Source organism: Desulfonatronospira thiodismutans ASO3-1, from assembly GCF_000174435.1.
Taxonomy (GTDB): Bacteria; Desulfobacterota; Desulfovibrionia; order Desulfovibrionales; family Desulfonatronovibrionaceae; genus Desulfonatronospira; species Desulfonatronospira thiodismutans.
Map to the genome: position 1 here is coordinate 559290 of NZ_ACJN02000002.1, position 15889 is coordinate 575178.

Below are 15889 nucleotides of genomic sequence, written 5' to 3' on the forward strand. Positions count from 1 at the left end.
AGCCTCCTTGAAGTTAGACGGTTAAACATCAGCAAAATTTATCAGTAAAGCGCCTTGCATATGCCGGGGCTGCGGCCCGGAGGCTTACAGCCCACAGGGAGTCCGCCCCCGTCATTTCATGAAAGCGCCAGTCTGAAATAGTAAGCATAATATTTTGAAATGCAAGCTACAAAAAGCAAAAAAGCAGTTCAATTCCAACTGGACTTTTTGAAAGGAATCTTAAGTTCAAACCAGGTTTCATCCTGTTTGTTCCTGAGCTCCACCTCCCAGCCCATACAGTTGCATATGTACTCCACCACAGGCAGTCCCATGCCCAGGTGATCCGGCTTGCTGCTGGAGCCCTCTTTCCAGGGTTCCGGCTCACGCAGTTCTGACTGCGAAACTATCCGGAAAAAAGCCCCTTTATCACCAGAAGATTCTGCATGCAGGGCCAGAGAACGCTCCTGATCCGGATAAAGCAGTGTATAATCCTCTACTGCATTTCTTATTCCCTGTTCCAGGCAAAGAGTCAAGCAGAAAGGTGGAAGCTCCAGATTGATATCCCGGCTCTGCACCTGTACAGTACAGTTTACCCTGTGCTTGAAGTACGGGTTGTTACGCCAGAAATTCATCAGCCAGTCCACGTACTGGCCCATGTTGACCTGCGCCTGGTCCTTTCTGGTATAGTAAACATGCTCAGCGTTTGTATGCACATTCTCAGCCAGGCCCGTGATCTCCCTGGAAAAATGTTCAATTTTCTGTGCATACTCCTGGATGGGAGTCTGGGGGCCTGATTCCAGCCTGCTCTTGAGCATGGAGTGCTGCATTTCCAGGATCTGCACATGGTTGTTCAGGTTGTGCAGCATTCCGGAAAACATCTCCCCCACACCTGCCAGCATGTACTTTTCAGCCAGTGCCGGATATTTATCCTGGCTCATTCTCATTTTTTCTGCCCCGGATATGCTCTCTTTGTTCCTGGAATACGAACTGGACGATCTTTTCCCTGTCCACATCACGAATGCTGGCATACTGCACCGCCCATACAGGCACACCCTGGACTTTTTCACACCGGTGGATACGCCCCACCATTCCTACGATCCGCAGGGGGACCTGGGACAGAAGCAGTACCATTTCCATATTCTCGCCTTCTTCAAAGTCTTCCTGGGAAGTAAATTTGAGTCCGGCCCCGCTTATTTCCAGGACCTCACCCTGCAGGGGAAAGTCAGCCTGGATGGTCTCCCGGTTGATGAGGCTTAAGATCATGTTCACCTTTTCATCCATCTGCTGCAGAAAATTGATAAGCTCCCTGGGCAGATGCGAACCGTAGAGATTTTTTACCGCATGATCATCCGTGTCTCCAACCAGGGTACTGCTGAAAAGGGGAAGAGAGTCGTCAAAGACCGTGCGGCGCATATAGGCCTTGATCCTGGTATTCACCCGGGAATACTTCCTGTCCTGAGTTTTCATGGATAATTATCCTCCCTTTCTCAGAAATCCCCGTTGGACTCCACCTGCATCGCCCCCACCGGGCATATGCGGGTGCAGTTGCTGCAGGCGGTACACTTGTCTTCGTCGAAGAGTATCTTCCTGGTAGCCTTATCTAACCTGAGGGCCCTGTTGAAACAAAGGGCCGTGCATACCCCGCAGTGAGTGCACAGGCTTTCGTCCCGGGTCATGGACTGAGCCACGTCCCTGATACTTATTCCGTGCTCCTGCAGATATGAAACCCCTTTTTTGTAATCCTCAAGGTCGCCGGAAAGCTCCAGGATCATATGCCCCTCTTCCCTGGGGCTGATTTTGGCCTTGAGGATATTAAAGGTCAGGTCAAACTTCTTGGCCAGGTTGTACATCATGGGCTTGCGCACCACTTCTGGCGAAAAGTGCAGGGAAATTATCTTGGAAAATTCTTCAGCTGTCTGCATATTCAACACTCTTTGCAGGTTACAGGTCTTCTTCAGATATAAAAGCCCTGGCCCTTCTGGCTTCTGCGCTGTCCGGGTACTCTTCCAGGAGCTCATTGAGCACCAGCTGCCCGGCTTCCTCCCTGCCCAGCTCAATAAAGGACATGCCCTGTTTGAGCATGCTGGCGGTAATCTTGTTGCTGTCAGGATAATTGGAAATGACTTCCTGGTAGGCCAGGGCGGCCTCGGCGTACTCCTGCATCTGATAAAACGACTCCCCCTGCCAGAAATAGGCATTGGAAATCAGGTCATGTTCGGGATAATTTTCAGCGAATTCTTCCCACAATGACTGGGCACGCTCGTACTCCCGGTCATAAAACGAGTCCAGAGCCCGCTGATAAAGGGCCCTGGCGGTCTGGGGGTCACCGACAGGTTCAAGATCGGGATCATCGGAAATGGCCGCTGTTTCCACCTCGTCCTGAAGATCCACGCCCAGCTGGCTGGCCATGGTCTGCAGGTGCCTGTCCAGTTTTTGTGTCCTTTGCTGCAGGGCCTTGACCTCTTCTGGAATATCCTGGTCCTCTCCCATCCGGAATACCTTCCTCTCCAGTGCATCCAGGTTGCCGCTCATGGTGGCTACTTGAACCCGGAGGGATTCCAGCTCGGCCCACAGGTGGGCCTGGCTTGCCTGTACCGGGCCTCCGGCCTCGGCCACCTTTTCTTCCAGGGCTTTTGTGGCGGCAGCCAGTTCTTCCTGGTGTCTCTCAAGTTCCTGTTCCATTTCCTGGCGGTCCTCGTGCTGCTGGCGCTCCAGGTTTCTTATCTGCATCTGCATGCGGTCAACCCCTGACTGCCCGGTTACGCAGGCACTAAGAACAAAGACGGCCACCGCGAGCAAAAAGGTTTTGACAATCAGCATACTTTAGTCCCTCTTCTTCGCCCCACAAAAAGGTACAAAAGCCCCCCGATAAAGGGAATGAATACGGACAGGCCCAGCCAGGCCAGTTTTTCCTGGGCTGTATCGAAATCGCAGCGGAATATGTGCAGGATGGCCCATAAATTGGGCAGAATGGGAACAATAAGTATCAATAAAGCCCAGGGGCTGGCCCTGAAAATCTCGACTACTGGTATTTCAAACATGAGTATTCCTGGTAACTTGAGAGTTAAAAGCGTCTCACCCGGGCACGCCCGGAATCAAACCTGTGAGCAGCCTGAATAAGGAAGTGATCCCTTAGAACGAACCACCCCCAGCCCCTCCTTAACCAAGGAGGGGAACGGTCCTTGTTGTACACATAAAATAACAAACTTGTATGACAGCAACATGCTGAATAAATTACACCTACGCTTGAAGTTACTTGTAAGCCCTGAACAGTTATGGTTAAGCTTTCTTATGCACAAAAAGGGCCAGACCCACAACCAGCAAGACCATACTCACAGCCTGGACAGGGCTGAAAATCCACAGCATGGCTTCATATTCATAACGGAAAAAATCCACCGCCATGGTGCTTACAGCATACAGCATCAGAAAAAGTCCTGCAACCTGTCCTTTTGATTTCAGTCTGCCCCGCAGGCCGAGAAGTACAATAAAGATTACCAGGGAGGCCAGGGCATGGTACAGTTGAGCCGGATGCAGACTGACAAAAAGCGGGCCAAGGGAATCGGGATGGGTATAGGTTACCGCCCAGGGAACTTGGCTGGGGCGGCCGTAGCCGCAGCCGGCGAACATGCAGCCCATCCAGCCCACTACCAGCCCCAGAGCGGTGGCAGGGGCCAGGGCATCAAGCCAGGCCCTGATATCCTGCTTTTTAAGACTCAGGTAAAACATGAGGGCTACGGCCCCGGTTATCCCGCCGCCTATGAGCACCAGACCTCCGTCCCAGAAGGTAAGTACCCTGATCAGGGAGCCTTCAAACTCGCCTGGATACAATAGAAAATAAAAAAGCCTGGAACCGGCCAGCCCGGCTATGAGCACATAAAAGCCGAATTCAAGGACCATCCCCCGGTCCAGTCCTTTGCGCCCGGCCTCGCGCATGCCCCAGGCCATGGCCAGCAGATAGGCGGCGGCCATGAAAACACCGAAAGCATAGATGCTTAAGCCCCCTATATCAATCAGAATCGGCTTCATGGCGCTTTTTCTTGTAAAAAGAGACTATAAGCAGAACCGCTCCAACAGAGATTGCAATATCTGCAACGTTGAAAGCCGGCCAGTGATGGCTGCCTAAGTGAAAATCCAGAAAATCAATGACCATACCCAGCCGGATGCGGTCAATCATGTTCCCCAGGGCCCCGCCCAGGATAAGGCCCAGGGCTGTGAACAGATAATAATCCTGGCGCTGTACCGTTCTAAGTAGATGAATTATGAGCACCACAGCCAGACCGGTGGCCCCCAGGAAAAAATAGGTCCTCAGGCTGCCTTCCAGGTCCGCCAGAAATCCAAAGGCTGCACCAGGGTTGAGGACAAAAACTAAGTTGAAAAAACCCGGAATGACAGTTCTTGTCTCTCCCAGAGCCAGGCTGCTCTCGACCCATATCTTGGTCATCTGATCCAGCACCAGGATGGCGGCAGACAAAATTATAACCAGCTTGTATCTGTCCGGCACTTGCTACCTCCTTGGGGTCAGTCCCCGCAAGCTGCTACCTGCTTGAGTCAAATCATATACAAACGCAAGCGGGTTGCATTTGTCAAAATCAGTACATAGCGGGGGACAGTCCCCCTGTGCCTTAGGGCCGAAAGGGTCGAGCGCCTGTCTGAGCTCAATTATTCACCGCCCACTACCTGGCTGCACCTGGGGCACACTGCATCAGCATCCGCATCCGGTCCCAGATCCTCGCTGTAGACCCAGCAGCGGGGACATTTGTTGCCCGGGGCTCTGCGGACCTCTATGCGCAGGCCTTCCTCTTCCTGGGCGGCAATACTGTCCTGGCCGGCCTCTTCCAGAGGCCTGATCCCGGCCTTGGACACTATGAACACATCCCTTAAATGCTCCTGCACCTGCCCAAGTAGTTTGAGCTTGTCTTTTTCCAGGTAGAGTATCACGTGACTGTCCAGGGAATGCCCCAGTTCCTTGGATTTCCTTAAAGGCTCTATGGCCCTGGTCACTTCCTGGCGTACGCGGCCCACCATGTCCCAGAGTTCCTTTTCCTCCGGCTCAATGGGGCCCACACCATCAAGGGCGGGCCTCCAGCCGAACACTGTATCCGAATCTCCCTGCAGCTTTTCCGGCAGGTGGCGGTATATCTCTTCAGCGGTAAAGCTGAGTATGGGCAGCATGTTTTTAAGAAGCACCTGCAGTACGTGATACAGAACACTCTGGGCCGATTTTCTCTCCAGGCTTTCCGGTGCGGGGACGTACAGCCTGTCTTTGATGATATCCAGGTAAAATGACGACAGCTCCAGCACACAAAGGTTGTGCAGGTTGTGATAAACCTTGTGAAACTCAAAGCGCTCATAAGCCCTGTGCATGGCCTGGTCCTTTTCCATGACCAGGTGCAGGGTATAGCGATCCAGGGGATGCATCCGCCCGAAATCCACCATGTCCTTTTGAGGGTCAAAATCATACAGATTGCTCAGTACATAGCGGCAGGTGTTTCTGATTCTGCGGTAGGCATCCACCAGCCGGGTGAGGATCTCCTGGGAAATGCGCACGTCTTCCTGGTAGTCCACGGCCGATACCCAGATACGCAGGATCTCGGCCCCGTACTTGTCGATAATCTCCTGGGGGGCGATGACGTTGCCGATGGACTTGGACATCTTGCGCCCTTCCCCGTCCACCACGTAACCGTGGGTGAGAACAGTTTTATACGGAGGACTGCCCCTGGTTCCCATGGAGGCCAGCAGTGAACTGTGAAACCATCCCCGGTGCTGATCCGTTCCCTCCAGATACATATCCGCAGGAAAAGAGCATTCCGGGCGCTTTTCCAGTACTGCAGCAAAGCTGGTCCCGGAATCAAACCACACATCCAGGATATCATCCTCTTTCTGCCACTCCTGCGAGCCGCATTCAGGGCAGCTGAGCCCCTGGGGAACCACTTCCTCCAGTTCCGCCTCGAACCAGTAATCGCAGCCCCGCTCATGCTTTTCAAAGCGCTCCACTATGGAAAAGAACCACTCCGGGTCTGTATAGGCATGATCGCATTTGCCGCAGATCAGGGCCACAATGGGCACCCCCCAGTTCCTCTGCCTGGAGATGCACCAGTCCGGGCGGTGCTCAATCATGGAGTAGATTCTTTCCCGTCCCCAGGCCGGAATCCACTGCACCTGCTCCTTGATGGCTTCCAGGGCCTTGTGCCGCAGAGAATTGGCCTCCATGGTGATAAACCACTGGGTGGTGGCCCGGAAAATTACCGGCTGCTTGCAGCGCCAGCAGTGGGGGTAGGAATGGGTCATCTTTTTTTGTGCCGGAAGAAGTCCCTGTTCCTCAAGCCTGGACACAACCAGTGGATTGGCTTCATGAACATTTTTGCCGGCAAGAAAGGGCACGGAATCATCGAAACGGCCATGGTCATCCAGGGGGGACAGCACTTCCAGGCCGTATTTAAGGCCTGTTTCATAGTCCTCGCGCCCGTGCCCTGGAGCAGTGTGTACAAGCCCTGTACCGCTTTCCAGGCTTACGTACCCGGCCAGGACAAAGGGAGAACTGCGCTCCAGGAAAGGATGCCGGGCCTGCAGGCCCTCCAGCTCGCTTCCCCTGACCCGGCCCATGTCGGTATAATCCTGCCACCCGAAAATGCCGGCCGCGGTTTCCACCAGTTCGCCGGCCAGGATATAAAATGCCCCGTCCACCTGCACCAGGGAGTACTCCAGGTCCGGATGGGCGGCTATGGCCTTGTTGCCGGGCAGGGTCCAGGGGGTGGTGGTCCAGATGAGGGCGTATGTCTTATCCGGATCAACCTGGGGAAAAATCTTCTGCAGGCCTGTGTCCTTTACCGGAAAGGCCACATAGATGGAGGGGGAGGTATGCTGGTCGTATTCCACCTCGGCCTCGGCCAGTGCGGTGCGGCAGTCAATGCACCAGTAAATGGGCTTCTTGCCGCGTATGACCTGGCCGTTCTGGATGAAACGCCCAAGCTCCCTGGCTGTGGCTGCCTCGTATTGGGGATGCATGGTCTGGTAGGGATCATCCCAGACTCCCAAGACACCCAGGCGTTTGAATTCCTTGCGCTGAATCCCCAGGTACTTTGTTGCATATTCGCGGCACAGCCGGCGCACCGTCAGGGGCGGGACTTCCTTGCCCTTGGCCCGGAGCTGCTGGTCCACCTTGTGTTCTATGGGCAGGCCGTGACAGTCCCATCCCGGGACGTATTCGGCCAGGTAACCGTTAAAGTTTTTGGATTTGACGATTATATCCTTGAGGATTTTGTTCATGGCCGTGCCCATGTGGATATTGCCGTTGGCGTATGGGGGACCGTCGTGCAGGACATAACGGGGTGCTTCCCCACCCGCTTGGATCATCTGTTTGTAAGCGTCTGTTTCTTCCCAGAACTTCAGGGTTCCGGGCTCATTCTGGGTCAGGTTGGCCCGCATGGGAAAAGTTGTCTGGGGGAGGTTCAAAGTCTTTTTGTAGTTGGTCATGGGTCTGCCTTTATTTTTTATTTGCTTCCAGGTATCAGTTGGATTAGATTTGATACAGCATGAAAAGGACATTTTTTAAATAACCCTGATCTCAGGATAAATAAACGAAAATTTTGTACCATTGCAGGGCTGAAGTCAAGATTTTATATATGGTCCTGCACATACTATGAACATACCAGTAAGCCCGGAAAAAGACCACCCGTCCTGTATTCTTTGCGGCAGGTGCCTGGAAGTCTGCCCCCTTTTCAAGGTCACTGCCCACGAGGAAATGAGCCCCAGGGGCAAGGCCTTCCTGGTGCAGCACTTTTCCTCCAAGGATATCAGCCTGAAAGAGGCATCAAAGCTGGCCGGACTTTGCGCCGGCTGCAACAGGTGCACCACGGTCTGCCCCCAGGGCATTGACCTGCCCCGGCTCATCTCCAGTCTCAAGAGCAGGCACCCGGGCTGGAAAAACTGGCTTTTCTCCCGGATGCTTACCAACGGTGCTTTTTTTCTGCCCCTGATAAACCTTGGTGGACGTCTGCTTCCCCAAGGCGGCAGCGCCAAGGTTTTCAGCCCGCCCCGCAGTTCCATAACCCCGCTTTTCAAGACCAGGGTCTCCAGGAAGCACTCGGGCCGGGCCGTGATTTTTCCTGGATGCTTTGGACGTTACCTGCGCCGGAATCTGACAGAAAAGGCCGTCCATATCCTCGGCAGCACCGGCATGGAAATTCTGCCCACCCCGGCCTGGAAATGCTGCGGCTTCCCTTTGGGTCAGGCGGGATTTCTCCAGGAAAAGCAGGCCTGCATGCAGGCCAACATAAAAATGTGGCAGGAGCTGGGCAGGCCCCGGGTGTACACCTTCTGCGCCACCTGCCGGGCCGGACTGACCTCAGACGATTCCCCTGAACAGCTTTCTGCTGCCATGCGCATGCTTGCCCGGCACACATTTTCCCTGTCCAGCATTCTGCCGGATTTAAGCATCGAGCCTTTGTCCCATGCAGGCCCGCAGCAATTTATCTGGCACGAGCCCTGCCACGGTGCACAGGCAACAGCCCCGGCCCTGCAGGAAATCCTCGGGGCAGAAAATCATGGACTAAAAGTCCCGGCTGGGCAGTGCTGCGGCCTGGGTGGAGCCTTTCGCCTGCAGTCGCCCAGGCTTAGCCTGCAGGTGGCCCATGACCTGTGGGAGCATCTGTCCCCCCAGGCATCAGACCTGTGTCTTACCGAATGCGCGGGCTGCATGATGCAGCTGGCCTCCACCGCTCCCCGGGGGACGAAAACGGCCCACTGGCTGGATCTTTTCCAGAAGTGAGCCACTAAAGCATTTGACTAAATCCCGGTCAGTTTATATTCAGCCTAAATATACTTTTGCTGCAGCACTGGTCCACTTGGGCCGGCCTGATCCCCTGTTCCGGCTTTAAACGGACCGGCTTTTTTCTACAAACTTCAACCCCGGAGGAAACTGGGTCTTGTCCTTATACAAGTGCCTGCTGGTGGATGCGGGCAATTCCAGCATCAAACTGGCCCTGGCCGGAAAAAAAGGCCTTGGGCCCTCTTTTGAGCTGCCCACAGACATACGGGAGACCTCGGACTCTCTGGGACTGAAAATCCTTGCCTTTTTTGAGCAGGAGCAGGTAAAACCTCAGGATATTCATGCCTGGCTTGCAGCATCTGTAGTGCCGCGCCTGAATCCGGTAATAAAGCGCGCAGGAAAAAAAATCTGCAGCTCAGAGGTGTACCAGGTACCCGGAGACCTGCATCCGGACATAAACAACCGCTACCAAAACCCGGGAGAACTGGGCGCGGACCGCTTAGTGAGCGCTTTTGCCGCCCGCAGGATATATCCGGGTGAAGGGATAATCGTGGTGGATTTCGGAACCGCCACAACTTTTGACTGCATCATAAAAAAAGACTATAGTGGAGGACTTATCTGTCCCGGTATTTTTTCTTCGGTGCAGTCCCTCAGCACACTAACGGCCAGGCTGCCCTGGTTCTCCACGGAAGAGGCCGGAGATACCCTGGAAATATGCCGAAGCACCACCCGGGGGCTGGCCCAGGGGACGGTTTTCGGTTTAGCCGCCATGACCGACGGGCTCATCTCAGGACTCAAAGAGCTCATGCCCGCAGATACCATGGCAGTGGCCACAGGCGGAGGAGCAGCCGCCGTGACCCCTTTTTGCACAAGCGTGGACAAAATACATCCGGCCCTGTTGCTTCAGGGACTGATGTTTACAGCAATAGACAGTAAAATTTTATAACCCAAGGAGTAAAGACATGAGCGTAATTTCTGATATCCTGGCCAGGCAGATACTTGATTCAAGGGGCAACCCCACCATAGAAGTTGAGGTGGTTCTGGAATCCGGCATCATCGGACGGGCGGCAGTTCCCTCGGGTGCTTCCACCGGCTCCCGCGAAGCCCTGGAACTAAGAGACGGCGAAAAGGCCTATGGGGGCAAGGGCGTATCCCTGGCCGTAAAACACGTAACCGAGGACATTGCCGGCGATCTCATTGGCATGGATGCCCTGCGCCAGGTGGAGATCGATGAGTTCATGATCGACCTGGACGGCTCTGAAAACAAGTCCAAGCTTGGGGCCAACGCCATCCTGGGGGTCTCCATGGCCGTTGCCCGGGCCGCGGCCACCTACACAGGCCTGCCCCTGTATCAGTATATCGGCGGGATCAATTCCAAGGTCCTCCCGGTGCCCCAGATGAACATTATAAACGGCGGTGCCCACGCAGCCAACAATCTGGACATTCAGGAGTTCATGGTCATGCCCCTGGGTGCCAGCACATTCTCCGATGCCCTGCGCATGGGTGCCGAGACCTTTCATACCCTGAAAAAGCTTCTATCCAGGGATGGCTTATCCACCACAGTGGGGGATGAGGGAGGTTTCGCCCCCAATTTCAAAAGCAATGCCCAGGCCTTTGAATACATAATAAAGGCCATTGAGGAAGCCGGATATCAGCCTGGATCGGAAATCGCGCTGGCCATAGACGCTGCAGCCTCGGAATTCTACCGGGACGGCAAATATCATCTCACCGGGGAAAACAAAATTCTCACCTCGGATGAAATAATCGATTACTATCAGGAGCTGGCCAAGAAGTTCCCCCTTATAAGCATAGAAGACGGGCTGGCTGAAAGCGACTGGGAAGGCTGGCGCAAGTTCACCTCCATGGCCGAGGACACCCTGCAGATAGTAGGAGACGACATCTTTGTCACCAACCCCTCCATTCTGGCCGAAGGCATCACCACCGGGGTGGGCAACTCCATTCTCATCAAGCTCAACCAGATAGGGACACTGACCGAAACCATGGACACCATAGAGATGGCCAAGTCATCCGCCTATTCCACGGTCATTTCCCACCGCTCCGGGGAGACAGAGGATTCTTTCATTGCCGATTTGGCGGTTGCAGTGAACGCCGGTCAGATCAAAACCGGCTCCGCCAGCAGAAGCGACCGCCTGGCCAAGTACAACCAGCTACTGCGCATCGAGGAGGAACTGGAAGAGCAGGCCATTTACTTCGGCCCGGCCATCGCCCTGCAGTGGTTCGGCAAGGAATAACCAGACAGTGACTTGCGGGCGTGCGGCACGAGTGGCGTTTAGAGTGGCAGGCTGCAAGCAGACAGTACTGAAATTCAGGCATTAAGGCCTGGTGCTTGTTTACGTCTCTTTGCAGCTGCCACCCTGCATCCGCAAGACTGTTCTTTCCGGATGCAGAACCCATGGGCCTTCTCTACAGAACCAGGCGCATTATTTCAGCGTGGTGCATGCCGCATGGTGCCGCATAAAGACAGGCTTTCCTGAAAGGTACTGAGTATAATGGACCTCAACACCAGACAACAACTGCCTGGGCCTCACAGCTTTTCTAAATAGCGCTGCGCTTGCTCTTTCTGCCTTTTTCCCCTTGCACTGCCTGTCAAAAGAGAAAAAGGCGTGTTTATGCCTGAATGCAAAGCTCAAAATGGAAAATATCCCCCGATGAACAATGATAAATGGCTAAGCAGGATACTGGGACTGGTATGCAGTGTTTTTGACGGCTATTCCACTGTCCTTTTTCTGCGTGATCCGGGCCGGGATATTTGCCGGATAGCTGCAAGCTTCAGCCTGGGCGATTCCATAAGTACCGGGTACGAGATCAAAACAGGGACCGGCCTGGTGGGGTGGATCGCCAAAAACGACAAGCCCCTGCTGATAAACAACTTCGACCGGGACGAGGGCTGTCTTGGTTATTACCCGAGGGAGAGCGAGTCCAAGATCAAGGCATTCATGGGTTGTCCCCTGCCCCAGGAGGCGGGAGTGCTCTGCGTGGACAGCAAAAAAACCTATTCTTTCAGTGACAAGGATCAAAAAATCCTTTATCAGTTCGCCCAGCTTGTCCAGGATATCCGCCAGGGCTTGATGCAGGCGGATCACAGCCTTAAGAGCCGGGAATATTACAGATACCTGGCCCTTATCCAGGAACTGAGGCAAAGGGTGCCTAAGTGGAGATCCTTTCTGCAGCAGCTCCTGGAACTGCTCAGTCAATCCACCGGTTTTTCCCACTGTTTCATGGCGGCCAGGGATGAACGGGGGGAAGGCTACTTCATTGAGGGCCTGCAGCAGGAGATACTGCCCAGGGTCAACCTGAAGGAACACAAGTTCAATATCGATTCCGGGCTGCTGGGGTGGGCCTTTAAGCACGGTTCACCGGTTTTTTCCGGCCTGCATGAAGGACCGGCGGGCCTGCCTCTTTTCGGCAAGGAAGTCCCTGCCAAGCAGTTCAAGTCGGTTATCTGCCTGCCCCTGGTGGTGCACAGAAAGACCAGGGGACTTCTGGTACTGGCTGATACCGGGGCCCTGCCCATAGATGAAGAGCTAAAGGGATTTGTATACATGGTTGGCGATTACCTGGGTCTGTTCCTGGAAAACCTGTATCTCAAAAGCCGCATAAGCTGAACATTAATCCTTAGTGAGGCCTGTTGATGTTTATTTCCAAGCTGTTTTCCCTCTTCGGCAAGAGCCTGGCCATGGACCTGGGTACAGCCAATACTTTGATGTATACACCCAGGGACGGTATTGTCCTCAATGAACCTTCTGTGGTGGCCCTGGATTCCAGGGACGGCAAAGTGCTTGCCGTAGGTCGCGAAGCCAAGGAGTTTCTGGGACGCACTCCCCAGAGAATAGTGGCTATAAGACCCATGAAGGACGGGGTCATCGCTGATTTCGAAGTCACCAATGCCATGATCTCCTTTTTCATCAAGAAGGTTATCCACGGGTTCAACCTGGTCAAACCCAAAATGGTCATCTGCGTTCCCACCGGTATAACTCAGGTGGAGAAAAGGGCGGTCATCGAGTCCGGGCTGCAGTCCGGGGCCCGGGAGGTGAGGTTGGTGGAAGAGCCCATGGCGGCGGCCATCGGAGCAGGCATGAGCATCGAGGAGCCCCTGGGCAACCTGGTTGTGGACATAGGAGGCGGGACCACAGAAGTGGCAGTGATTTCCCTGTCTGCAGTGGCTTATTCCGAGTCTGTCCGGGTGGCCGGAGACGAGATGAACGAGGCCATTCAGCGTTTTATCCAGGAAGAGTTTCAGCTCCTGGTGGGGGAGAACATGGCGGAAAATATCAAAATGAACATAGGCACGGCTTATCCCCCGCCGGAACCCATGACCTTCAGGGTGCAGGGCAAGAGAATCGTGGACGGCAACCCGGCTGCAGTGGAGATAAACGACGCACAGGTACGCGAGGCTATACAGGAGCCTGTGCGGGCCATTGTCCACGCCGTGCATCAGGCCATGGAGAAGACTCCGCCGGAACTGGTTTCCGATATTGCTGACAATGGCATTCTTCTGGCTGGAGGCGGCGCCCTGCTCAAGGGGCTGGACCAGCTCATAAGCAAAGAGGTCCAGGTAAGGGTGCAGGTGGACGAGGAGCCCCTGACCACTGTACTCAGGGGCACGGGAAAGGCCCTGACCCAGGAAAAAAAGTATTCTTACGTTTTTATTAATTAGCACTACAGCGAAACTTATAAAATTTTTCAACCTGTCTAAACTGGGGACAGTCCCGCACCTACTTGATTTCTCAACAAGATTTAGTGATTTCATGAAATCATTCCCAAGTAGGTGCGGGATAGTCCCCGGAGGTCAATAAATAAGTTTCGCTGTAGTGTTAACCTGTTTGTCGTGATGTATTCAGAGCTTACCTGAAAAAAAGTCCAAGTCTCCAGAGGTAGACCAGCCAGGGGGTCACGGTCTCCGGGTTCTCCTGGATAAGCATGGAAAGCTCCCGGGAGTCCAGGAGCAGGCCATCCCGGTTTTTTTTAAGGCTTAAGACCCTTAACTTACGGATCCTTCCAGCGTTGAAGACATATACAAACTCGTAGTTTGTTTCCCTGCGGCCGTCTACAAGGGATACCAGCCTGAAGCCAGCCAGCCTGAGACCGGTTCTCTCCCTTAGTTCCCTGCTGGCTGCTTCCTGCACCGCTTCCCCTGCCAGTACATGCCCTGAGGCCGGCAGATCCCACCTGCCACAGTAGGGTGGTTCGGACTCAGTTCGTTTTTGAAGGTATATCAGGCCTTGCCGGTCATAGAGGGCCACGGCTACGGACCGGTGGTGCAGACCGTGAAAGTGCACCTGGCTTTCCGGGAAAACACCCAGGGGGCGATTTTTTCCATCCACCACTTCCAGAATATTCCGGCTTGTTGTCGTAGAAAGCATGCTGGTCCTTTCTGTTTTCTGTTTGCATCAGACCACAGGATCCATCCCTTTTCAGGAAGAGCTATACCTGATAGTACACCTGTCGTGCACAACTGTCACCCGGCTTTTGACCGCAGCCTTCCTGGAGATGACAGAGGACAGTGAGGAGCTCGGGTGTTTTTTTGTGCAGGCAGCTATTGGTCAAAACTAAAGACAACAGGTGCATTGAGGTTTTTGGCCCGGTTCAGAAGGATGCTGATCCGGGATGATCCATTATCTTTTTGAAAGTGATATTGACGCAGGTGCTGATTGTATTAATTATCAATAGTGAAATGGTTTGCAGGTAGCAAAATGTTTAACCTCTGAACCCAATTCAGGGTGAGCAAAGAAGGAGAGAATGAAAAGACTGGATATGGACTGTCTGGCGGCAATCAACTTTGAAATCAGGTGGAGCAGCCCCGAGGCCGTGCATCGTGAGCATTTCATGGCCAGGAAGGCTAACATGTGGCGCGATATTTTCCCGGCAGACTTGAAAGAGGCTCTCATGGGGCAGCCAGCGGGGGGCGAGGCGGTTGTTTCGTGCCGGCCTGGAGAGGCTGTGCCCGCCCGCTCCGGACAGGATATTCTGTCCACCAGGCCGCAGAATTTTATGCGCCGCGAGTTCCTTGGCCGGTATGTAGAGCCGGCCAGGGGCCGGTTTTACCCCAGGGGTATGCTTGCCGGAGCTGGTTTTTTCAGTACGGATATGCGGCCCTGCCGCATAACTGCCCTGGACGAAAAAGAATTAAGAGTTGACTGCGCACATCCCTTAAGCGACTACAATGTGGAAGTAAGGGCCAGGCTGGAAGACCTGGCCACCAAGGAATGCGAGATCGGGGGGAGGATGAATCACTGGATGGAAGAAATCCTGGGCAGCGGCCCTGGAATGCAGGCCAGGACGGGGAATGCCCCCACGCAATTCGCCCATGCCCATGGATTTGAGAGAAACGACTCCATGGACGATGCCCGGTTTTATTCTTCCCCGCGCTTTATTGACCATATAGATGCCCGGGCCCGTGGTTTTCTGGCCGGAGAGTATGCCCGGGAACTTGAGCCGGATATGAAGGTCCTGGATCTCATGAGCAGTGTAACCTCCCACGTGCCGCAGGACATGCAGCTCCAGGTGACCGGCCTGGGCCTGAATCCGGAGGAAATGCAGGCCAACCCGGTTCTGGATTCTCACGTGGTTCACGACCTGAACCGGTACCAGGAACTACCATTTAACGATGAATCGTATGATGCTGTCCTGTGCAGCCTGTCCGTGGAGTATCTGACCAGTCCCTGGGCCGTTGCCCGGGAGGTGGCCAGGGTCTTGAGGTCCGGGGGGATATTCATGGCGGGCTTTTCCAACCGATGGTTTCCTCCCAAGGTTGTCCGCCTGTGGCAGGAACTGCACGAATTTGAAAGAAGCGGATTCGTCCTGGATCTTTTGCTGCAGACCAATAGTTTCAAGGACCTGGAAAGCATAAGTATCCGCAACTGGTGGCGTCCGGAGGATGACCCCCACACCGGGCAGACCTGGGTCAGCGACCCGGTTTATGTGGTCAAGGGACGAAAGATCTAAGGCGGGCCATGTCCGCAACCCAGGTTGAAAGGTTGCACCAAGAAGGGCATGAAGATCTCAGGGAAAAAACCTTCGGGTCTTGAACTACATGCCCTTCACCTGTCCCATGAAATACCCAGCACTCACTTTAAAGATTTTGGTCTCAGCATAAGCAAAATAATGGGAAAGTGAGTGCTG

General features: G+C 54.2%; 16 protein-coding genes. 7 read left to right on the forward strand and 9 right to left on the reverse strand.

Annotated features, from left to right (window positions below):
• Nucleotides 1-188 precede the first annotated feature (188 nt).
• From DTHIO_RS08760 to ileS, 8 genes are all read right to left on the reverse strand, one after another.
• On the reverse strand, nucleotides 189-917 hold the full coding sequence (locus DTHIO_RS08760) for an ATP-binding protein (RefSeq protein WP_040418224.1): 729 nt from the start codon (nucleotides 915-917) through the stop codon (nucleotides 189-191).
• Nucleotides 904-1446 carry a PilZ domain-containing protein gene (locus DTHIO_RS08765; RefSeq protein ID WP_008869952.1) on the reverse strand — a complete coding sequence of 181 codons (543 nt, stop codon included), beginning with the start codon at nucleotides 1444-1446 and terminating at the stop codon, nucleotides 904-906. The genes DTHIO_RS08760 and DTHIO_RS08765 overlap by 14 nt, the downstream gene beginning before the upstream one ends.
• A 20-nt stretch (nucleotides 1447-1466) precedes the next feature.
• Nucleotides 1467-1901, reverse strand: a complete 435-nt coding sequence (locus DTHIO_RS08770; RefSeq protein WP_008869953.1) for an NIL domain-containing protein — start codon at nucleotides 1899-1901, stop codon at nucleotides 1467-1469.
• Between the two features lie 19 nt (nucleotides 1902-1920).
• Nucleotides 1921-2799: a tol-pal system protein YbgF gene (ybgF, locus tag DTHIO_RS08775; RefSeq protein WP_008869954.1), complete on the reverse strand. Its 879-nt coding sequence runs from the start codon at nucleotides 2797-2799 to the stop codon at nucleotides 1921-1923.
• Nucleotides 2793-3020 (reverse strand): PLD nuclease N-terminal domain-containing protein, encoded by a 228-nt coding sequence (locus DTHIO_RS08780; RefSeq protein ID WP_008869955.1) that lies wholly within the window; start codon nucleotides 3018-3020, stop codon nucleotides 2793-2795. The genes ybgF and DTHIO_RS08780 overlap by 7 nt, the downstream gene beginning before the upstream one ends.
• A 238-nt stretch (nucleotides 3021-3258) precedes the next feature.
• On the reverse strand, nucleotides 3259-4005 hold the full coding sequence (locus DTHIO_RS08785) for a prolipoprotein diacylglyceryl transferase (RefSeq protein ID WP_008869956.1): 747 nt from the start codon (nucleotides 4003-4005) through the stop codon (nucleotides 3259-3261).
• The gene (lspA, locus tag DTHIO_RS08790; RefSeq protein WP_008869957.1) at nucleotides 3986-4480 is read right to left on the reverse strand and encodes a signal peptidase II; all 495 of its coding nucleotides are present in this window, start codon (nucleotides 4478-4480) and stop codon (nucleotides 3986-3988) included. Before lspA ends, DTHIO_RS08785 begins: the two co-directional genes overlap by 20 nt.
• A gap of 158 nt (nucleotides 4481-4638) precedes the next feature.
• Nucleotides 4639-7452: an isoleucine--tRNA ligase gene (ileS, locus tag DTHIO_RS08795; RefSeq protein ID WP_008869958.1), complete on the reverse strand. Its 2814-nt coding sequence runs from the start codon at nucleotides 7450-7452 to the stop codon at nucleotides 4639-4641.
• 166 nt (nucleotides 7453-7618) lie between these two features.
• On the opposite strand from ileS, the gene DTHIO_RS08800 reads away from it, so the two are divergent.
• From DTHIO_RS08800 to DTHIO_RS08820, 5 genes are all read left to right on the forward strand, one after another.
• On the forward strand, nucleotides 7619-8746 hold the full coding sequence (locus tag DTHIO_RS08800) for a (Fe-S)-binding protein (protein WP_008869959.1): 1128 nt from the start codon (nucleotides 7619-7621) through the stop codon (nucleotides 8744-8746).
• Nucleotides 8747-8903: 157 nt separating this feature from the next.
• The gene (locus DTHIO_RS08805; protein WP_008869960.1) at nucleotides 8904-9692 is read left to right on the forward strand and encodes a type III pantothenate kinase; all 789 of its coding nucleotides are present in this window, start codon (nucleotides 8904-8906) and stop codon (nucleotides 9690-9692) included.
• A 16-nt stretch (nucleotides 9693-9708) separates the two neighbouring features.
• Nucleotides 9709-10998: a phosphopyruvate hydratase gene (gene eno, locus DTHIO_RS08810; protein ID WP_008869961.1), complete on the forward strand. Its 1290-nt coding sequence runs from the start codon at nucleotides 9709-9711 to the stop codon at nucleotides 10996-10998.
• 417 nt (nucleotides 10999-11415) lie between these two features.
• Nucleotides 11416-12372, forward strand: coding sequence for a GAF domain-containing protein (locus DTHIO_RS08815; RefSeq protein WP_040418392.1), 957 nt, complete (start codon nucleotides 11416-11418; stop codon nucleotides 12370-12372).
• 26 nt (nucleotides 12373-12398) lie between these two features.
• A complete protein-coding gene (locus tag DTHIO_RS08820; protein WP_008869963.1) occupies nucleotides 12399-13424 on the forward strand; it encodes a rod shape-determining protein in 1026 nt (341 codons plus the stop codon).
• Between the two features lie 187 nt (nucleotides 13425-13611).
• On the opposite strand, the gene DTHIO_RS08825 is transcribed toward DTHIO_RS08820, so the two are convergent.
• Nucleotides 13612-14130: an NUDIX hydrolase gene (locus tag DTHIO_RS08825; RefSeq protein WP_008869964.1), complete on the reverse strand. Its 519-nt coding sequence runs from the start codon at nucleotides 14128-14130 to the stop codon at nucleotides 13612-13614.
• Between DTHIO_RS08825 and DTHIO_RS21665 the strand changes: the two genes are divergently transcribed.
• Both DTHIO_RS21665 and DTHIO_RS08835 read left to right on the forward strand, forming a co-directional pair.
• The gene (locus DTHIO_RS21665) at nucleotides 14129-14320 is read left to right on the forward strand and encodes a hypothetical protein (protein WP_040418225.1); all 192 of its coding nucleotides are present in this window, start codon (nucleotides 14129-14131) and stop codon (nucleotides 14318-14320) included. The genes DTHIO_RS08825 and DTHIO_RS21665 overlap by 2 nt on opposite strands.
• 186 nt (nucleotides 14321-14506) lie before the next feature.
• Entirely contained in the window at nucleotides 14507-15712 is a 1206-nt protein-coding gene (locus DTHIO_RS08835) for a class I SAM-dependent methyltransferase (protein ID WP_008869965.1), read from the forward strand.
• The last annotated feature ends 177 nt before the right edge of the window (nucleotides 15713-15889 follow it).